Raw genomic sequence first — 19480 nt, 5'->3', positions numbered from 1 at the left:
AGTAAAATTACTGATATCTTATACAAGAATATTTTGTTAATGACTAACTTCAGACCTAAAAATTACTGACTTATTCTAACTTTTAACTAAGTTTAATAACTTTTTAATATTCTTTTTCAAGAGATAATTTAAGTTAGTAATTTATAAATTGATACGATTATAATTTTTCTATGAAATATCAAATACATTAAAACGTGCTTAAACATTATTGTATGATGGTTATGTAACCAAAAATACATTAATGCCGAATGCCAAGGTCATTGAAAGTTCACGATGACTGTATCGATCAAGTCAAGGTAGCACTGATACGTAATGGCTACCCCACCCAAAAAAGCCTTGCTTATGACACAGGACTAGCTCTAGCTACAGTTAGTAAGTTCCTCACAGGAAAAGCAGTTGGTCATGCAAATTTTGAAGAATTATGTCGTAAATTACAGCTAGATTGGAGAGAAGTCTCTACACCTAAATCTCATTGTCAATTAAACGCTGTAAGTAATAATACAAAAATAATTGTAAAAAAAAACACATCTTGGGGCGCAGCAATTGATGTTTCCTCATTTTATGGACGCTCACAAGAACTGACACAGCTAAAGTCATGGATTCTAGAAGATGGCTGTCGCTTAGTGAAAGTTTTAGGTATGGCTGGGGTTGGGAAAACGACTTTAGCCACTAAATTGGCAATATCAATTCAAGATCAGTTTGAGTATGTGATTTGGCGAGCCATACAATATACTTCTTCAGCAAACGACCTTTTGATTGAATTAGTATCATTTTTGTCCAATCAGCAAGACACCAAACCCGACATCAATCTGCTGATTCATTATCTGCGTACTTTCCAATGTCTATTAATTTTAGACAACCTAGAAACAACCTTAGATGCCGACTTAACGATCAACTATCGCTCAGGTTATCAAATATATAGTGATTTAATCCGAGCGATTAGCACAACTAACCATAATAGCTGTCTAATTTTAACCTCTAGAGAAAAGCCGGCTGAAATCACAACTTTAGAGAGAACGGCTTTCAAGGTGCGTTCCCTCAACTTGGAAGGTTCTCAAGAGGTAGCCTTGCACTTACTGCAATCAAAGCAACTGCTAGGTTCAGAGAAGCAAAAACAGAAATTATGCCTTCTCTACAGTTATAACCCTTTACAAATCAATATGGTAGCTAATGCCATCATCAAGCTATTTGATAGCAAGATAGACAAGTTCCTAGAACAAAATACTTTATTGCTCAGTAACATCAGCCAATTACTTAAACAACAGTTACATCGTCTTTCTGAGCTTGAATGGCATATTATGTACTGTATAGCTATTAATCAGCAAGTAACAAGTATTGAGACTTTAGCTCAAAAGATTTGTTTAACTATTCCTAAATACCAACTTTTGAATGCCATAGAAAGATTAATTGAGCGTTCATTAATTGAAAAACAAGCTCAAGGTTATATCCAAAAGCCTGTGGTGATGGAGTATGTAGTAGAATGGCTGAAAGAGCAGATTTTAAGTGAACTAATAAATAAAGAATTTCTCCTGTTTAATCAACATCTACTGGTTACAGAAAACAGCATACATTGCGATATAAAAAATCAGACAATAGTGATTTTACGAAGCATCACCGACCAGTTTTGTAATTATTTTCCGTCCAGAATAGCTATTAAAAGACATATACAAGAAATAATAAAGGAAGTACAAACTTTTAAGCACTGCTTATCTAAATATGGAATATCCAATTTTATTCATCTCTGCAACTATCTGGAATTTGAGTTAACGACAGCAGAACAAGAGATACTCCAATATTGCCTCTAACATCTTTATGAAAGCACAACAGCGATCGCCCTAACTTCTTCAATCTCAGAACAGAGTGAATCAAGTGCGATCGCCATGTTTACATCTATGGTCGGTAGCGGCTACATATTTGGTCATGGGTTTCTGTTGATTGGCTAGGCATCGATGAGGATATTAAAGTGCATAATCTTGAGGTTCTGGTATTTGGCTAGGGGTAAATTGCGGTTTGCTGTCAGTTAATAGCTTATTCCACCCTGCTTTACCTGGAGAAACTTGTTTGGCTTGAGGTAGTTCAGCCAATATTTCAGCTATCAAGCCCTCAACTTTCTCATGATCTTTAAAAGCGATGACTACTGTATCAAGCGATCGCAAAAGTTCTAGAGGTAATTGCTCGCTATCGCCTACACTCCAATACAATGTAGGTTTGCGCTTTCCTTTGTCAACAGCTGATTCTAAGGCAATGACAGAGAGAACTTCAATCGGGTCACTTAGTAGCACTGCTCTTTTGACTGTGGTATCTGTAGCCATCCAGAAGCTACCATTTTTCGTCATCTCCGAGTTAAGGGGAATAGTGGTGAAGTTACCTGTTACTTCTAGCTGTTTGGCTTGAGTCGGAACATCATTGAGTGTGCGTTCTACAAATATTGCTTGACCTGCAAGACTTGCATAGAGCCAACCCTTTTCATATACTTCTGTGAGCAAAGAATTGGGTAAATTGTACTGCTGGCTTAGGTTTAGGCGTATTTGCTCCCAGTTTGCTGGTTCTGGTATGGGTAAGGAATTGGTCACAGAAACAGAGGACGCAGTATTTTCAACAGTTTGCTCTATTAGTTTCTTTCTGCGTTTATCATCCTGTTTTGGCACTGCTGGTGTGGGATTTTCAACAAATTGCTCCATCAGTTTTTGAATGCGTTGATCATCCCGCTTGGGGCTGTAGTTTACACCACGATACTTTTGTAAACCAGGAAAAGTGTATGCTTTACCGAGATGCGTACCACTCAAAGCTACACCGTCAAGTTGGTAACTTATGCCTTTGACTTTGCCTGTGCGAGTATAACCGACGCGGACATTAATACCTTGTTGTTGAATTTGCTCTATTAACTCTGACATTGTAGGACTGTCGTGAGTTGCTTGGTCGAGCGATCGCTGGAGTCTCACTCTAACGCTTTCCTCTCCAGTTCTGGCAAGTTGCCTACGTTCGCCAGTAGTTGGACTGTGCTTATCTTTTTCCCAACTTGGTTGCACCGATTGTAAATTGTATTCCTGCTCCAACTTGCGAATTACCGCTTCACTTCTGCGATAATCCCAGCTATCAGAAACTGTAGTGCCATCTAAGCGAATGCGACTGGCAACAATATGTATATGGTCATGTTCTCGATCAATATGACGCACTACTGTATATTGATTCATGTCAAAACCCATTGCTTGCAAATATTTTTGGGTAATTTCATGCCAAGTCTCATCATCCAAACTCTCTTGGTGAGGCAAGCTGAGAGAAGCATGATAAACAGCCCTACTAACTTTTGGGTTTAGTTGCCTAGAAAACCGGAACTCAGCCGCCAGTTCTCGTGGGTTGTTTCCTTCCATGTTCCCACCAATTTGTTTAGCTCCTTCTTTACCAAAGAGATAGTTTAGTAGTCCCCGAAAACTTTTGCCTTTAATCTGCTTGCCAATCACGCTTAATCTTGTAAATCGCCGATCAAATCGATTTCGGTAATCTCTCGTCGGACTTGCTTCACCATATCCCTAATTTGTTCTAATAATGTTCTATTTACAACAATGGGTTCTCCCATTAGTACTGAAGTATTGATTGCTTTAGTTATTTGATTGAGATTATTGCCAATTTTACCTAGCTCCCAGTAAGTTTGACCTGCCACTTTAGTGACACGCCTGGGCAATTGGTTTTTCAGAGTCTTGCTACGAAACAATTCACTAATTGTGAGATTGTTTTGTGATGCCATCTGCTGTGCTTTTTCATATTCTTTTGGAGTCAATCTAATATCTATCCTTAATGAGCGCTTTTGCATTATCAGTGCATTAGTCATTAGTTTTTTCAGTTTGACAGTATTGTTACGAGTAGTCATCAACCAACTGTCTATTTTTGAATTTGTAATGCAAAAGCAACTACAACAAATTTAATGCGATCGCTACGCACTTCAATGACTGTGGGATAGTGCTATGGGCGATCGCTTCCTTGCACCATCACTTCTAAAGCGTCAGTTCACTAATATAAATTGACAAAGACAAAATTATGTGTTAATTCGTATCTGGTAGTTAGTTACCATATCAAAGTTTCCACGGTCTTTATTTTGAGGATATCAGCGTTATTTTTAACTTAACTGTTCAAGCAGACATGATATTTTTGTTAAAATGCTGATTTATGGCTAAATATGCAGTTTTAACTTCCTTTAGAATTAAGGCTCCGAGTTCATCTACCAAAGCAGAAGGCTCACCAAATTGATGCGCCTCCTAACTAAAAAACCCAGATGAAATATTCGGAAGTTCTGCTATATATGACTGCCAATATTGTTCTAATTTCTCATCATTCATCGGAATTTTGTTGAGCGGGTAATCAATCTTTTCTGCCTAATTCAAAAGTTTGCTCAATACATAATTCACCCTTAAATTCCACCTCTTGCGATCGCACTAGGTTCATTCCCAAACGTCTAAGCAGATTAATGGATGGTTCATTTCGCATATCAGTTATACCGACAATCTTGTTCATAGCTTCAAGCTCAAACAGTGAATCAATTAGAGCTTGAACAGCTTCTTTAGCATATCCTTTACCTTGCTCATCAGGACTCAAAGTAAAACCAATTTCCACAATTGTTGGATTTTCGGCATAAATCTGCATCCCGATGTCACCAAGGAGTAAATTGGATTGCTTGTGTGCGATCGCAATTTGAAACCATTCGCCTGGTATCCCGATTACTGCTGTCTGCATTTCGTTGATAAAGAGTTTTGCTTCAGCTTCAGAGAGCATTGACCAACCTTGGAATCGAGCTACTTGAGGGTCTTGGCGGTAAGCAAGAAATCGTTCCAGATCCAGATCAATAAACCGACGGAGAATCAGCCGTTCAGTTGCTTGGGGTAGAAAATTCTCTGAAAACAAGAAAATTCTTCTCCTTTTTGCTTAATTGAGATGCGCTCAACACCTGCTAGCTAACGTTTGCGATTGCCGGACTCCTACAACTCCAGCTACTAGCTAGTATACTCCAAAGTTCCGGTGCATTCCGGTTGTTATGCATGTTCATCGCCGACCGGAACAGCAATATCGAAATGAAGCACATCTTCGCGTACCCCAAGCTTTGTGTAGAGTGCAATCGCAGGGTCATCCCCGATGTCCGCCTGCACGAAAATAACATAAGCTGCTCGCGCTACAGCGATCTTCTTTAATTCCTGGATTAATGCGGTGGCAATTCCTTCACGTCGATGCGCTGCTGCAACAGCTAGATCGTAAATATAAATTTCACTACGCTCCTGCTCAAACTTCTGGAGTTCGTAAGCGGCGATACCTCCGACTACTGATCCATTTTTTAACGCTGCAAGCGCAATGAAATAATCGCTGTTTAACAAACGTTTGAGATAGGCATTACTTGGACGAGACGAGCTATAGGTATCAACTTCATCGAAAGCCTCACCAAAGGTAATCAATAAGCCCTCCATAAGTGTCAGGTCGTTGGCGGAAAGCTGACGAATGCTAATTGGCTCGGAGAATGACATTTTCTACCTATTAATTGGAGCGGTGCAGAAAGGTGCTGGGTAAGATGCACAATTATTTATTGTACGGAAAACTTCTTTTTTAAACCCCTATTTTAGGTATTATACAGAATTTTTCCGTGTGCGATTCGTTTCTAAGTAAATTCATCGCCTAGAGTATGTATTGGGAACTTCCTCAATACGTATAACTATTCCATTACTGGATCGGTACTCTAATTTTGATTCTTTTCGTATTATCTCCCCTCTGTCACGGTGGTTGACCTACTGAGGTAGGGGAACCGTGAAAGGAGGGCAAGCTTGTTGCCGCACCTGGGAGTGCGTTTTTTCTCCCAAGAAAAAATGTCCGGACAGCAACATAGCTTGCTACTCACCGAAGGTTTTTTGGGCTACTCGAATCAACTGCTGGATGAATATGTAATGGATCTCCGATGGATTTGTATTGGATCTCTCATGGCATATTATTTGTCAATAATTTATCATTATTGCAACTAAAAATTATACATAGAATACGTATGTCATCCAAATGGATCTCTATTGGATCAACATTGTCACTGTAATGAATCTGCAATGGCTCGTTCGTGGAACTGGCATGGATCTGTGATGGCACACTTTTCTAAATCGAATTTCTTAGCAGAAAAGTAATGACTTAATTAACAGCAGCGAAAAAAAAATAACCAACTGGATAAAATTTGCCTCCAACAAAATGGTCAGTAGAGTGATGTTCACAGTCAGTATTTGCATTTAAGTTAAAAGCAGCTTTTATGGATAATCACAACCACAGTCAATGTCAAACCTGATAGTCAGTTTTGACCCTGGTGCTTCCTTGACCAAGATTGTTTACGAACTAGCAACTGAAGGCAAACCATGTTTGATGACAATGGAACCAGAGATGCTGAAGTTGCCTCAAAGTTCGATTGACGCTTATATGTCGAGTCGCAAGGGTCTTGAATCTCCTAAACCAGTAGATGAAGCCTGGGTGTCAAGTCCTGCAAATGGTGATACACAATGTACAGTAGTTGGATTCCTGGCACGGCAGTTTTCAGCATCTGCCAGACTCGATAAGCTCAAGTACGAAACCTCAATTCACAAAGCCTTGGCGGTTATTGGTGCGATCGCTCAACACAACAAATTGCCTAACAGGTTTTCACTATCACTGACCTCACTACTGCCCTATGGTGAATATCAAAATCGTCAAGCATTTGAGCAACAATTGCAATCTGCACTCAAGGATTTTAGATTTCGGGGTCAAAGATTGCGGGTGAAGCTGGAGCGATTCGAGTGCTTACCCGAAGGTGCGGGATTGGCAATGATACGCCAACGCCAGAATGGTAAAGAATGGTTCAACGCCCAAACCATCGCAGTGCTAATGTTCGGGCATCGCAATACCAGCCTTCTATTATTTGAACGGGGTAAGATGACGGCGGGTTACACCAATGGGCTGGGCTTTCACCAAATGGTAAAGCGAGTAATTGAGCGCACATCTGGGCAGGATGCCACTGTTTTAACCTCTGCCATCTATGCAGCCGGTTCAGATATCACGACTGATAACCAAGCAATTCGCACTCTGGTCAAAAGTAGAGAACCTAAAAATCTTGATTATGAATTGCAGATGATTGTTAATGCCATTGCTACTGCTAAAGCTGAGTATTGGTCTAGGCTTTACGATTGGCTGGAATCAACTTTACCTGCGGTGAACGAGGTGATTTTGAGTGGTGGCGCAGCATTGTACTTAGAGCAAGAGTTACAAGACTGCTTTCAAGAAATTTCAACTTATTGGGGTGCTGACTTACAGCAGCAGGTACAAGAAGTATTCAAGGATAAAAGTAATGATTATTGCCATACTTTCCGAGAGCAGGAAGCTTTGTCGTTTAGGTTGATTGATGCGTTTGGTTTGTTTATGCGGTTTAGAGCGCAAATCGAGAAGGTAGCATGACTATGACTAATAATAAATTACGTGAAAATCATGACACTAATAGACAGCGCAAAATTTTTAGATTTTCTTACCATCCTTACTCAAATACGGTAGACGGGCAGTTAATTGCATATTTGCAACAGGGAGATGAAGTGCGTTCTAGCAAAGAGATGGTATTGCAGGCATTACGAATGTGCTGGTTGCCTTTAGCATACAAAGCACAAGCAGATACAGGTGTAGATATTAGCGATCAAGAACTACGTCGGGTAGGGTTGATTTGTTGTCATGCCTTGGAACAACATTTGGCTTATTTGCGGATAGAACTAGGATTACCACATAAATCAAGTGATGTTTTGCCTATGCCTATAAGCACTATAACCAATCCTCAAACGCTTGCTACTATTTTCGGTCTAGATACAAGTAATTCTAGTCACAGTAATCCCGATCATAGTAGTAGCCAAAATAAAGGTAGTAGTAATAGTAATAACAATGGTAGCAGCAAGCCAAAACACAAATTTGATTCTGACTCCTTCATTCCTGGCGAGGGGTCTTTCTATGATGATACAGACAATATATTTGAGAATATTTAAGTATTTATTAATGCACATTTAGTCAAATTACAAAGGAGAGTTAAGATGGCAGCAATTCACTTCATTGATGGTGAAAAAGGTGGAGTTGGTAAGTCTTTGTTTGCACGGGTTATGGTGCAATACTGCATTGACAATAAAATATCTTATGAGTTGGTAGAAGCAGACCAAAGTAATCCTGATGTGGGCGCATTTTACCCAAATAATCATAAAAAAGCAGTTTTTAGCGAATCAGAGCGTAAAGCTTATGATGCTGATGAAATTTTTAATTCAGCACTCACAACTTCTGTGATTGTCAATTTGCCTGCTCAAGTCTACCCAGCAGTAACTGACTGGATTGAGCGTAATCAAATCCTAGAAATTACTGGAACAAATCAGGTCAAAATATATAAATGGTTTGTTTGTAGCGGTGGATATGACAGTGTTCAATTATTTATTCAATCTCTAGAACGATTTGAAAACAATATCAAGCACATATTTATACGCAATTTTGGTTTATGCGATGACTGGAGACACATAGATGGACGTAAGAATTTACAGGAATTAATCAAAAACTATAAAGTAGCTGTCATTAATTTTCCCAAGTTTAGCTATCGAGAACGGGATATCCTCGATGCTAATCTGATAAATTTTTCTGCGGCTAGAGATTATGGAGAGTTAGGTGTATTAGGTAAGCAGCGATTACACAATTTTCTCAAAAAAGCTTTTGAGGAAATTGAGAAAGCTAAAATTTGGAATCTAACCGCAGCTTCTATTACTTCCCCAACCGAAAAAGTTGATAATGCTAATGCCAACAGAAAAGTTGCTACTAAAAAGTAATCTTAATGACATCTCTCACCATCAAGCCAGATTACCAAATGAGCGTGGGAAGGGGCGAATTAACTAAAAGTAAATACAAATATGAGTAAATCTCACAAAGAAGAACTTGATTTAGACGATGAATTTTTGGATTCAGTCGCTGCTAGAGGTAAAGGACTGAGCCAAATTCCTTACCCAACTTTACTAGATTTAGCCATTCGAGGTAAAGATGATTCATTTAAAGCTAGGGTTTGGGAAATAGTAGTTCAAACTGGAGTAGACCCTGACGACCCAGCATTTCTGATGATGATTGCTACTGGCAGGCTACAAGTGCTATTGGAAGACAATCCCAAAGAAATGGAGGCAATGTTTGAACTGTGGCAAACGCAGCTTTATAACCATCTCCAGACATATGAAAAGACAGCAGTGAAAGGCCAGCAAAATGCGATCGCTCAGGCAGTGACAGCATTAATCAGACATACTGAATTTGAGCGTGCTATTCATTCAGTTCCCTCTCTAGTTGCTGCGGGAATATTGTTATTAATTGCAGCAGGAGTTGGTGGACTGGTAGGTGTAGCTGGAACGTCTTGGTATCAATTCAGTAATTTAGATCCTACTGACCCACGCCAACTAACACAAGCCCAAGCCGATGCTTTGGAATGGGCAACTAGTAATGAAGGTAAGTTTGCTCACAATCTAATGCAATGGAATCAAGATTTGCTAAGTCGTGACCAAAACGGTCAACTTGCTTGTACAAAAGATGCCAAGCGTTTGGGGGTAACACTGCAAATTGGAGCAAGTAGCAGAAAAGCCTCGTCAGGGTTCTGTACATTATGGATATCACCTACTAATCAGCGCCAATTTGTATCTAAGCCCAAAAATTAAGGGACTTTCAAGTAAAAAAATATCCTATCCCTGCGAGACGCTAAGTGTCGTTTGCTTCCCCATAAGGGTACGCATTTAGGACAGGGGAGCAAGGGAGGAACAGTCATGTTGAGTCCAGAAATTGGGATAATTGTTTTTTTGGCGTTCCCTTATTTGTCAAGTTCTCAATCGTAGAGGAGGATTCAGCAGATGTTGACCCGCAAAGTTAACTGGCTTTGGCTGCTGGTAATAGGAGGTACAGTTACAGCCTGTACCCGTTCTACTCCTGTAAATCTTAGTGACAAGGATGAGAAGAATACGACTCAAGCACAAGCTCAAATTGTACCTGATTATCCGCCGATGTATGATGTGGATGTTAAAGTTTGTGGCAACATCATTGCACCTTTAAAAAATGGAAAGCGTTGTGTCAATCAAGAATTACGTTTGTGGGGGCCAGTAGGAGAAGCAAAATTAATTCGTACTGGTATTTCTCTGCCATCAGTGTCTAGCGTAGAGCATAAATTGGCGATCGCCTCGAAAGGCTGTTATCCTGTTTATTCCCAACCTTCCCAGCAGCAGTTTTATTGGGCTAATTCCATTATTCAAGTCAACAGGGGAGGAACTGCACCCACAGTTGAAGTCAAGCCAACTCAACTTTCAAACCAGCAGATTTATGAGTTAATGACCAGTAAACTTTCCAGTCGGACAATTACAACATTTGGTGGGGTGGGGTGCGAAGCTGCATCTTCGGTAAAATAAAGCTTTTACGGTTGAGGGTGGGTGGGCAAAAAAGTTACCCTCCATTTTAGTGGGGCTGCTGTGAGAGCCAGCAGGTAGTTAAGAAGCTTCAGCCCATCTAGCTTTACGTTGTTGTTTATGAGCTTTGCGCCGCTCCCGTACTGCATTCAATTCTGTTTGTCGGATGCGGGCGGGAAATACGATGCCCTGAATTAGATAATTCAGGGCATCGTAATTAATCGTCAATTTCTATATCTTCGTCATCTTCATCTTGTTCAAAATCGTCATTTATCAAGTCATTAGAGTTGCTATTTAAACTATTGAGTCCGTCCATACGTTTAGACCGAGCAGCTTTATGAGAAGCACGTCTATCTCGAATTTCATCAAGATTATTCAAGCCATAAAGTAGGCGGGCATAATTCACCAGTTCTTTTAATGGTGTATTTACATAGTCCTTACGGAATTGGGAATTATGTTTGTCCCAATCAAACTCTTGTCCGTTAAATCTGGCTGCTGCTGCTAATTCTCTTCCTGATTCTTCCCGCAATACTTCAACTACCATCAAGTGTACTTTTTCCTGATAAGTCATCACTCGTTCTAAAGCAGGAATATGCCTTTCAATTTTACGTGATGGTTTGGCAGTTTTGCGAGCGCTGATGTTAACCATGAGATTTACTCCTTCATACTTATATTTTTCTCATAAAAACCGCATCGAAAGATGCAATTTATCTTTTTTTTATCTAACTGAATCCAGGAAAAAATAACCATGTATTGTTTGAGGTAATACATGGCTATTTCAAGTTTTATCTGTGAATTACTGAGAATAAACCGGAATTATTTATTCGTCTTCATCTTCTTCATCTAATTCGTCATCTTCATCTAAATCTTCATCAAGTTCGTCATCTAAATCGTCCTCATCTTCATCCAAGTCTTCGTCAAGTTCGTCATCTAAATCGTCAAGTTCTTCCTCTTCTTGTTCTTGGAAAGAATTACGACGTTCCAGAGAGGCGCGATTGAATTCCACTAAATCTGCTATTGCTTGCTCTGGATCAGTGCTAATAGTGTCATACAGCATACTCATGAAAATTGCCACTATTTCTGGTGCATATTTGAGTGCATCTGGTTGTCCAAACAATTTAGGAAATAATTTGGTATTCCATTTCTGCCAATCAAACTTTTTGTTACCACCTTTCTTTTTCACTTGAGCAGCAATGTCAAGTCCGAGTTTTTCACGGGCTGCATGACCGATTTTTGTGGAAACACGGGAATCTCGTAACTGTAATTTAACGCCGTATTCCTTGAAGATTAGATTCCGCAATTCTTTCAACAAGGCTAATGCCTCTTCTTGTGGTGAAGCATTCGCTACCTTTGATTTAGTTGTAGCAGATGTACCATTAGTTTTGGCAGATGTTTTAGCATTAGCTCCGTTGCGATTGTTGTTATTGGTTGTAGCTTTAGCGATTCCTTCGGAGCGCTTTGCGTAAGCCATTTTACAGCTTCCTTTAATAAAGTGAATTTTTCACCTCCTTGCCGCAATCGCGGCTTTCACATCCATTTACTTCCAATTTCAAACCTATGCGGAGCAGTTTCTGAAATTAACACTGTGCTGGAGGCGAGCGCTTTTTTTCACGTAAGAAATATAGCCAACCCGTTAGTGATAATTATCCGTGTGGCTAAAGTCCCAGTAAAAAAATTGCTCTAAAAGGGGAAAGTTAAGTAGTTAGAATCAGGTTTATGAAATTCATAACAGACTGGCCTGCTCTGGCTGACCAAAATACTGCAATTGTAGCTTTGGAGTATCATACGCCTGACAGAATACAAATATTACAACAGTTTTATCATTGGGGTGAAGAGCGTTCTCTGTCAGTCTTTGTCTGGAATCCTGGTTACTGTGGACTACAGCAATTCATTCACTATCAAGATCAGTACATCTTACAGTCAACTGACAGGGGTAAAAAAGGGGACATTATTCAGTATCTTCTGGAAGAATATCAACCAGGCATTTATTTACTGGAGGGGGTGTTAAATGAGAGTGATGGTAGCAAAATCAGTCAAAAATGTAGCTATCAATTACTCAATGCCTGTCATCAAGCTCTTTGGAGTAAACAACATCATTACTGGGTGTTATTGGAAACTTACGTTCAACTACCGCTAGAATTACAGCCTTTTATTCCCATATTGTCAAATCCACTTCCAGACAAAGAGCAGGTACAGATAGTTGTGCAGCAGTTTTGTGATACTTGGGTTGGGCGTAGCGATCATCGCCTTAAGAACTGTGGGGAATGCGATCGCTATCCAAGCCTAAAGACAACAGAAAAAACAGAAGCACTGCGATCGCTCTTTCGTGCCTGTCAGGGTTTACCCATAGGCGAGATAAATATGCTACTACAGCAATGTCTGGGTTTTACAGAACAGCTTGAGGAAATCGCCCAATTAGTGCTAGATCATAAAGTTAGCAAATTGCGGGGACGAGGTTTAGAATACATTTCCCAACCGGATGTACCTTCAGCCGGGGGATTAGATTTACTAGAGAAAAGGTTGGAAACTATTACCTATCTACTTCAAACAGAAGCAGAGCAATATGGATTGAAGTTTCCCACTGGAATGCTACTTTGGGGGCCACCGGGTACTGGTAAGAGTCTTTCTGCCAAGTTAGCGGCTAAGAAAATGGGATTGCCACTGTTAGCAGCTAATTGGGGTGTACTATTGAGTACTTCTCATCCCGATAGAGCATTAAAAGAGTTTATTGCTTTGGTAACTTCCCTTGCTCCCTGTGTACTTTATTGGGATGACTTTGATAAAGGCTTTGCTGGCTGGGACTCCAATGCAGATGGAGGTGTAGCACGGCGTTTATCTGCTGCAATACTTACTTGGATGCAAGAGCATCAAGAGCCAGTTTATACCATTGCTACTGTCAACCGCTTAGAAATGCTACCTGCGGAATTAGTGCGTCGTTTTGATGATATCTTTTTTATGGACTTACCCCATGAAGGGGCAAGATATGAAGTATTCAATCTACATCTAGCCAAGTATTTTCCAGCATTTAGAAACAATAACTCACCTTGGAATGATGACCAATGGCGTAGGTTGTTGGCAGAATATCGTATTTGCAATCCAGCAGAAATTGGTAATGCAGTCCGTCGTTGTGCTGAGGAGTCTTTTTATCAAAGTAGACCTGGGAAAATTGAGTTTGAGGATCTGCTAAAACAGCGACAAGAATTTACACCAGCTATGGAGCGAGAGTCAGAACAGATACAGGCAATTCGCAATCAGGCTATTTATGCTAAACCAGTAGCTGGTCAGGATGTTTCTCGATTTGCTTATCAGCACCGGGAGTTATTTGGGTGAGCCGAATCTAATTTTTGAAATTACAGCTTTTTTCAAGTAAATAGACCACGCGGTAGACGGCACCAGTAAGATTATTGTATCTACAAGAAGATTGTGGATGTTGCCTACAAGGATCTGTGGTTCAATTACCTGGAAACTGCTGTAAGATCCGGAGCTTGACCCATCACATCTAGTAAAAAGTCTTGATGCCAAGGTTTAGGCAGTATTGAAAGTAAAACAGTAATAATTTTCGCTTGCATTTCCAAAGTAGTTGTTTTCAAAATCAACTGACAATACTGCTGATCTAAATTTTGATAATCAGAAGAGATTTCTGACAAGTAATCATCATTTAATTGCCAATCAACAACTAACGAGGTTACGTAAATCTCAATCGAATTAGTGTCTTCTTCTAAACTATGTGATTCACGTTCAGAATTATTCCTAGTGCTATTATAAGCATCTAATAAGGATAGGAATATTTTTAGCCACTTTTTCCAACAACCACCAAACTCACTTGCTAATTTAGAAATATATCCTTGGCTAATACCAGAAACTGCTTCAACTGTGGATTGAGTAATTTTTTGTCCCTTCTCCCAAAGTTCTTTAACTGACTGCTTTATTTTCCACCAAGATTTTTCATCTTTAGAACCTGCTTCAATGGTGATTGAAGCAGCGTTAATAATTTCTATTTTCTGGTTAATAAAGCTAAGGTCATAGTCAGCACAGAAGTAGAAGTAAAGTTGTTCTTTAGTTCGATTATCCGCTCGTAATCGTCCCATACACTGTCTAATTTCAGCTTGTGTTGACCAATCTATAAAGCTATTGAATTCTTGACTATCAATAGTAGATTGTGAACTAAAATCTCTATTAGACAGAGTTAAATAAAGTGCTTCTAGTGAGCCAATATTTTGGTAGGGAATGCCAAAAGTGCCTAAAGCTGATACATCTTTAAAGTCATTTGACCCTCGACTATCTCTAAACCAACCACCATCACCTTCTTGGCAGAATTTTACAAAGTCAATGAATTTGATATCCGAGTGTTTTACTGATAATTCTGCCCGTAGTGCATTAACTCTACTTTGGCAATAGTCAGTGCGGTTTTTAGAAACTTGTCCTAGTCCTGTGATTTGAATAATTTTCAAATTTTTCTTTACTGATACCTCTTGCTCTATAGTTAAAATTTCTTCACTATTAATGCCCATCCACAATGCTAAGTATTCAGGAGAAGCTGTCGCATCTAGATAAACATTCCAAGTAGCAGCTTGTGCTATTGATATATGCCTTTCATTACGAATTGAAATGAGTAACTGACCCTGTTCTATTCGGAAATTACCTGGGATTTGTCTACCCCAGATTTGTAAAAATGGTACAACCCAATCTAGAGGAATATCTTGCTGAATTTTTTGTGTGATTTCAAAGCTTTTTTCACCAAAACGTTTTCGCAATGTTTTAGGTAAATCATTGAGATTGGCTCCATATTCCCCAGTAGTATTAAATAGATGTTCTAAATTGGGATGTAAAATTTCTGTAGCCACAGCGATGATTTCATCTAAATTATCTGGTAATTCACCAAGCATTTCTCGCACGGCTGTATCATTCCACCCGTATAATGGTTGCTTGATTTCTCCTGTCAAGCATTGACGCAGTAACATCCACATCGGCTGCAACTGAGTATTGATTTGGGGGTAGTAGACAGTTATGTGGGCAATTACTTGATTTAAGTCTTTGAGGCTAGCAGCTATCTTAGTAATTGGTTGTACTGTCCGCATTGCTTCATCCCAGAAGACACCGCTATTTGACCAATCGAAGTTATCAGTACCAGGGGCGCTATCAGGATGAGCGCGGATGCGATCGCACTTTAGAGCTTCTCTTCGCATAAAGCGATGTCCAAACCCAGCACCTGTCAGAGAACGACAAGCTTCGAGTAAATGGCAAGTACTGCAAACTGGATTTTCTGTACCTTCCTGAATTGAGATATTTTTGTTCCGTAAGGCTGCAAAGATGGAACTGCGATGGCAGTTCCCTGGTGTGTCAGCGAGTTCTCCATTTTTAGGCCATCTCAAATATTGTTTACCGTTAGGTGTGGAGTCCCATACCATTCCTGAATTGCGAACATCCAGATACTTGTAATTACGTTCGATAGTTTCTGTGGTTACATTTCTGGCATGAGTAGTGAAGTACCAAAGTTTTTCTACCCCTAAAGTTTCAGGCTGAACAATCCCTGCATCATAGCTTTTGGATGTTCCCGTGGGACTTTTGTCTAAAATATGTTTCCACCCGGCAGCAATGGCTTCCTTGTAAACTTGTAACCGTTGACCTTTCTTGAAGATTATATTGGGTGGATGCTCAAAGTCACCCCATCTAGGTAACTTCCCTGGTTTGTACTCAATTGTACGAGGAGTGATGTTTTCGCCTTCTATGTGGTCTATGCTTCGGTGTACAGGATTTTGTTTACCAAAACCGTTTTTGGGTCGATAACGCTCCACCATTCGCCGAAACCACAGCTTGAGTTTGTACAGCATTCCCCATTCTCTATCTACAGCAGCAAGAGCTTTCTGGATTGCTTCTGGACATAGGGCAAAGAAATCTTCTGGTCGTAGCGTATCGTTGTTCCAAGTTACGGCTACTTCATATCCACCTTTGCGGCAGTACTCAACACCTCTGGCATACTGGCGGATTAAATCCAAATTTTCTGTAGAGTCTAGGGCTGGACGCAACTCAATCAGCTTGTCCTCTACTCGATGGAATGAATCGATTTTGAGTAGTTTTCTGATTTGGTGATGAATATGGCATCGGTTGAGGTAAGCAGCACTGGTAATCAGTTTAATTTCGTTTTGGCGACCTGTTGCAAGCAATTCGTCAATGTCCAAATGCGCTTTAGTTTCTAATTGCCCCCAATCGCCCACCACCAGATGATATCTCCACGAACAGCATCGTTGTAATGTCTCTTCATTAGCTTTGGTGATATGAGGATTGAGTACTGCTCCAGCATCAGGCATGAGGCGAATTTTTTTAGGACGCAAACGTTTGAGGTAATCTTTGAGGGTTTTTTCACCGTAATGAGCAGCACCGGCTGTACCGATGACAGCAATGTCAGTTTGTCCAGAACGCCATAAGAAAATTGCTGTGAGTAGAGACTTAAGCGCCCCCTCACAGAGAATTACTACTCTCGCTCTTTTAGTATTGGGGTGTTTCCAGCAAAATAGTGGTAATTCTCCATTTGGTAATTGCGGTCCCGTTCCTCCCTGATTCATACCACTCAGCCAGATGTATTTGGGGTTAGTACGCAAAGTGGCAATTTGAAAGCCAGTGATTTGAAAATCAGGGTCAAGGGCTGCGATCGCTATCCCCTCCCTGCCTAAAAGCTTACCAAAGGGGGAAATGCCAGGGAGGTCGGATGTTATGCCAAGGGGAGCATAAAGACCTGGTTCCCAACTTCTTAGCCAACCTAACGTTTCTAGCCAGTGAATTTCGTCAGTACTCAATTGCCTATTCTCTTGTAGATGCAAGGCGTGTTGAGTACTCAAAGTTGTCACAGATGTTTGCAACAGCAGTCCGAATAGTTTATTGCGTTTCTCTATACTCAACCACTGCTTGACCTTGCTATTGCCTGAGTGGTATTGCTGTCGAAATTCTAGTTTCTTTTCTTGAGAGTAGTGACTGCTGTCGTCCTTAACAAATAAACCGCCCATGTCATTACGTAGCAACTTGATGAAGCGATAACCTGTGGGTGCATCCTGTTGGCTAAAACTCCGCAAGCACTCAATTAAGCCATTGGCAGGGATGGCGCAGCCGTGATGGTTGTCGCAGATGGGACAGGGATTGCGTTTGCTAGTGTACTGACGTTTCATAGACGCAACTTACTTAAGCGGGAGTGTGAATTTCCCATGTATGAGATTTACGTGCGTCTGTAAAATAGCATTTTAGCTTTTTTCGCTAATTTAGTACTTCACTATATATATAGATCAATATGATCAGATGAGTACTTTTCGTCAAAAAGCTTGCTGTATAAGCGTTTGAAAAAAGCAACTATCACACAAGGGGGCGTTATTATCACGCGAGGGGGCGTTAATTTTAGCGTGTTTGAGTACTCAGCGAAAAGCCTTACTGTCTAATGGTGTTAGACAAAATAACCCTCATGCCAGAAGGTAAATATCACATGGGGGGGGGTAATTTGAGGTGAGTAGTGAGGGTTGAGTACTCGCAGCAAAAAATCGGGCTAATACTTGTGTAGTTCCATTAAAGTCAACAGCCTACCTTAGACCGTTAACAAAAACTATGCCCAAAAGTGAACCTCCAGTCATCGAAAATTTGGGTAGAAACCCCGTCCTTATAGGACGGCTTTACACGGAACATGGTAAAATGTGAAGTATGGAAAAAGCCTACCGCTACCGTTTTTACCCAACCACCGAGCAAGAACAAATATTGCGCCGGACGATTGGTTGTGTGCGGTTGGTTTTTAACCGAGCATTGGCTGCGAGAACCGAGGCTTGGTATGAGAGACAAGAGCGAGTAGATTACGCTCAAACCTCCACCATGTTGACGCAATGGAAAAAACTCGAAGAACTGGAATTTTTGAATGAGGTTAGCTGCGTTCCACTGCAACAAGGCTTGAGACATTTGCAAACTGCTTTCACTAATTTCTTTGCTGGTAGGGCAAGATACCCCAACTTCAAAACCAAACGTAGTGGAGGTAGTGCAGAGTTTACCAAGTCTGCTTTCCGATGGAAGGATGGACAAGTCTACTTGGCAAAGTGTTCTGAACCATTGCCAATTAAATGGTCTAGGCAACTTCCAAAGGGGTGTGAACCCAGCACCATCACAGTTAGACTTGAGCCTTCTGGACGATGGTTTGTTAGTTTGCGGATTAATGATCCAACTGACGAAACTTTGCAGCCAGTCGATAGTGCTGTTGGGTTGGATGTTGGAGTGAGTAGTCTTGTTACCCTGAGTACGGGTGAAAAGATTGCTAATCCCAAAGCGTTTGACAAGCACTATCAAAAGTTGAGGAAAGCGCAAAAGTCTTTGAGCCGAAAACAGAAACTTTCTCGCAACCGAGACAAAGCAAGACTCAAAGTAGCTCGGATTCAAGCTAAAATTTCCGACTCCAGGAAAGACCATACCCACAAACTGACAACTCGACTGATTCGTGAAAACCAAACGATAGTGGTTGAGGATTTGGCGGTTAAGAACATGGTCAAGAATCCCAAACTCGCTCGTGCTATCAGTGATGCAGTATGGGGCGAGTTGGTGAGGCAACTGGAATATAAAGCCAAATGGTATGGTCGAACCTTGGTGAAGATTGACCGATGGTTTCCTAGCTCTAAACGCTGTGGGCATTGCGGTCACGTTGTGGAAAAGTTGTCGTTGAATATCAGGGAATGGGATTGCCCCAACTGCGGGACGCATCACGACCGAGATATCAACGCAGCTAAGAACATTTTGGCGGTGGGACACACCGTTGCAGTCTGTGGAGCGAACATAAGACCTGATAGGCATAAGTCTAAAGGGCAGTTGCGAAAATCCCCTGAGCGCAGTCGAAGGGGAAAGAAACAGAAACCCGAATCGTGAGGTTTGGGAATCACCGCACTTTTAGGGCGGTGAGGATGTCAACCAGCCTCCTCTGCCACGACCGTCGCGGTGGCCTTACTGGGTGTTTGTTCCGCTCTGCGCGTTTGCATATACTCTGTTCTGCTTTACTTTTATTATGGCTGCTTGGGGTATGCGCGGTGAATCGAAGCCGTGGTGGT

The 19480-nt window shown here is 40.8% G+C and carries 16 protein-coding genes; 8 read left to right on the top strand and 8 right to left on the bottom strand.

What is annotated here, in order from left to right:
• Window positions 1-248: 248 nt before the first annotated feature.
• Window positions 249-1805, top strand: a complete 1557-nt coding sequence (locus H6G08_RS27205; RefSeq protein WP_190548739.1) for an NB-ARC domain-containing protein — start codon at window positions 249-251, stop codon at window positions 1803-1805.
• 153 nt (window positions 1806-1958) lie between these two features.
• Here H6G08_RS27205 and H6G08_RS27200 read toward each other — a convergent pair whose 3' ends face one another.
• The 4 genes from H6G08_RS27200 to H6G08_RS27185 form a co-directional block, all read right to left on the bottom strand.
• Window positions 1959-3461, bottom strand: coding sequence for a relaxase/mobilization nuclease domain-containing protein (locus H6G08_RS27200; RefSeq protein WP_190548738.1), 1503 nt, complete (start codon window positions 3459-3461; stop codon window positions 1959-1961).
• 2 nt (window positions 3462-3463) lie between these two features.
• Window positions 3464-3829, bottom strand: coding sequence for a plasmid mobilization protein (locus tag H6G08_RS27195; RefSeq protein WP_242046289.1), 366 nt, complete (start codon window positions 3827-3829; stop codon window positions 3464-3466).
• A 527-nt stretch (window positions 3830-4356) separates the two neighbouring features.
• Window positions 4357-4896, bottom strand: a complete 540-nt coding sequence (locus H6G08_RS27190; protein WP_190548736.1) for a GNAT family N-acetyltransferase — start codon at window positions 4894-4896, stop codon at window positions 4357-4359.
• A gap of 128 nt (window positions 4897-5024) precedes the next feature.
• Complete coding sequence (locus H6G08_RS27185) at window positions 5025-5507, bottom strand: AAC(3)-I family aminoglycoside N-acetyltransferase (RefSeq protein WP_190548734.1); 483 nt, start codon at window positions 5505-5507, stop codon at window positions 5025-5027.
• Window positions 5508-6288: 781 nt separating this feature from the next.
• Between H6G08_RS27185 and H6G08_RS27180 the strand changes: the two genes are divergently transcribed.
• The 5 genes from H6G08_RS27180 to H6G08_RS27160 all read left to right on the top strand — a co-directional run bounded on the left by H6G08_RS27180 (window position 6289) and on the right by H6G08_RS27160 (window position 10424).
• Window positions 6289-7437, top strand: a complete 1149-nt coding sequence (locus H6G08_RS27180) for a ParM/StbA family protein (protein ID WP_190548733.1) — start codon at window positions 6289-6291, stop codon at window positions 7435-7437.
• 2 nt (window positions 7438-7439) lie between these two features.
• A complete protein-coding gene (locus H6G08_RS27175; protein WP_242046288.1) occupies window positions 7440-8006 on the top strand; it encodes a hypothetical protein in 567 nt (188 codons plus the stop codon).
• A 45-nt stretch (window positions 8007-8051) separates the two neighbouring features.
• Window positions 8052-8822 (top strand): P-loop NTPase family protein, encoded by a 771-nt coding sequence (locus tag H6G08_RS27170; RefSeq protein ID WP_190548729.1) that lies wholly within the window; start codon window positions 8052-8054, stop codon window positions 8820-8822.
• A gap of 81 nt (window positions 8823-8903) precedes the next feature.
• Complete coding sequence (locus H6G08_RS27165; protein WP_190548727.1) at window positions 8904-9686, top strand: DUF6753 family protein; 783 nt, start codon at window positions 8904-8906, stop codon at window positions 9684-9686.
• 189 nt (window positions 9687-9875) lie between these two features.
• Entirely contained in the window at window positions 9876-10424 is a 549-nt protein-coding gene (locus H6G08_RS27160) for a hypothetical protein (RefSeq protein WP_190548725.1), read from the top strand.
• A gap of 78 nt (window positions 10425-10502) precedes the next feature.
• Here the strand turns inward: H6G08_RS27160 and H6G08_RS27155 are convergent, their stop codons facing one another.
• The 3 genes from H6G08_RS27155 to H6G08_RS27145 all read right to left on the bottom strand — a co-directional run bounded on the left by H6G08_RS27155 (window position 10503) and on the right by H6G08_RS27145 (window position 11892).
• Window positions 10503-10649 (bottom strand): hypothetical protein, encoded by a 147-nt coding sequence (locus H6G08_RS27155; RefSeq protein WP_190548723.1) that lies wholly within the window; start codon window positions 10647-10649, stop codon window positions 10503-10505.
• Window positions 10639-11070, bottom strand: coding sequence for a hypothetical protein (locus H6G08_RS27150; RefSeq protein WP_190548721.1), 432 nt, complete (start codon window positions 11068-11070; stop codon window positions 10639-10641). The genes H6G08_RS27155 and H6G08_RS27150 overlap by 11 nt, the downstream gene beginning before the upstream one ends.
• A gap of 171 nt (window positions 11071-11241) precedes the next feature.
• A complete protein-coding gene (locus tag H6G08_RS27145) occupies window positions 11242-11892 on the bottom strand; it encodes a primosomal protein (RefSeq protein ID WP_190548719.1) in 651 nt (216 codons plus the stop codon).
• Between the two features lie 245 nt (window positions 11893-12137).
• Here H6G08_RS27145 and H6G08_RS27140 point away from each other — a divergent pair, with 245 nt between their 5' ends.
• Window positions 12138-13751 (top strand): AAA family ATPase, encoded by a 1614-nt coding sequence (locus tag H6G08_RS27140; protein ID WP_190548717.1) that lies wholly within the window; start codon window positions 12138-12140, stop codon window positions 13749-13751.
• Between the two features lie 125 nt (window positions 13752-13876).
• On the opposite strand, the gene H6G08_RS27135 is transcribed toward H6G08_RS27140, so the two are convergent.
• Window positions 13877-17581 (bottom strand): hypothetical protein, encoded by a 3705-nt coding sequence (locus tag H6G08_RS27135; protein WP_190548715.1) that lies wholly within the window; start codon window positions 17579-17581, stop codon window positions 13877-13879.
• Window positions 17582-18101: 520 nt separating this feature from the next.
• Here H6G08_RS27135 and H6G08_RS27130 point away from each other — a divergent pair.
• Window positions 18102-19301 (top strand): RNA-guided endonuclease InsQ/TnpB family protein, encoded by a 1200-nt coding sequence (locus H6G08_RS27130; protein ID WP_096648249.1) that lies wholly within the window; start codon window positions 18102-18104, stop codon window positions 19299-19301.
• Window positions 19302-19480 lie beyond the last annotated feature (179 nt).

It is taken from the genome of Calothrix anomala FACHB-343 (assembly GCF_014696435.1).
Classification (GTDB): domain Bacteria; phylum Cyanobacteriota; class Cyanobacteriia; order Cyanobacteriales; family Nostocaceae; genus Aulosira; species Aulosira anomala_A.
The sequence above is the reverse complement of the archived record's forward strand: the minus strand, read 5'-3'. Positions and strand labels throughout refer to the sequence as shown.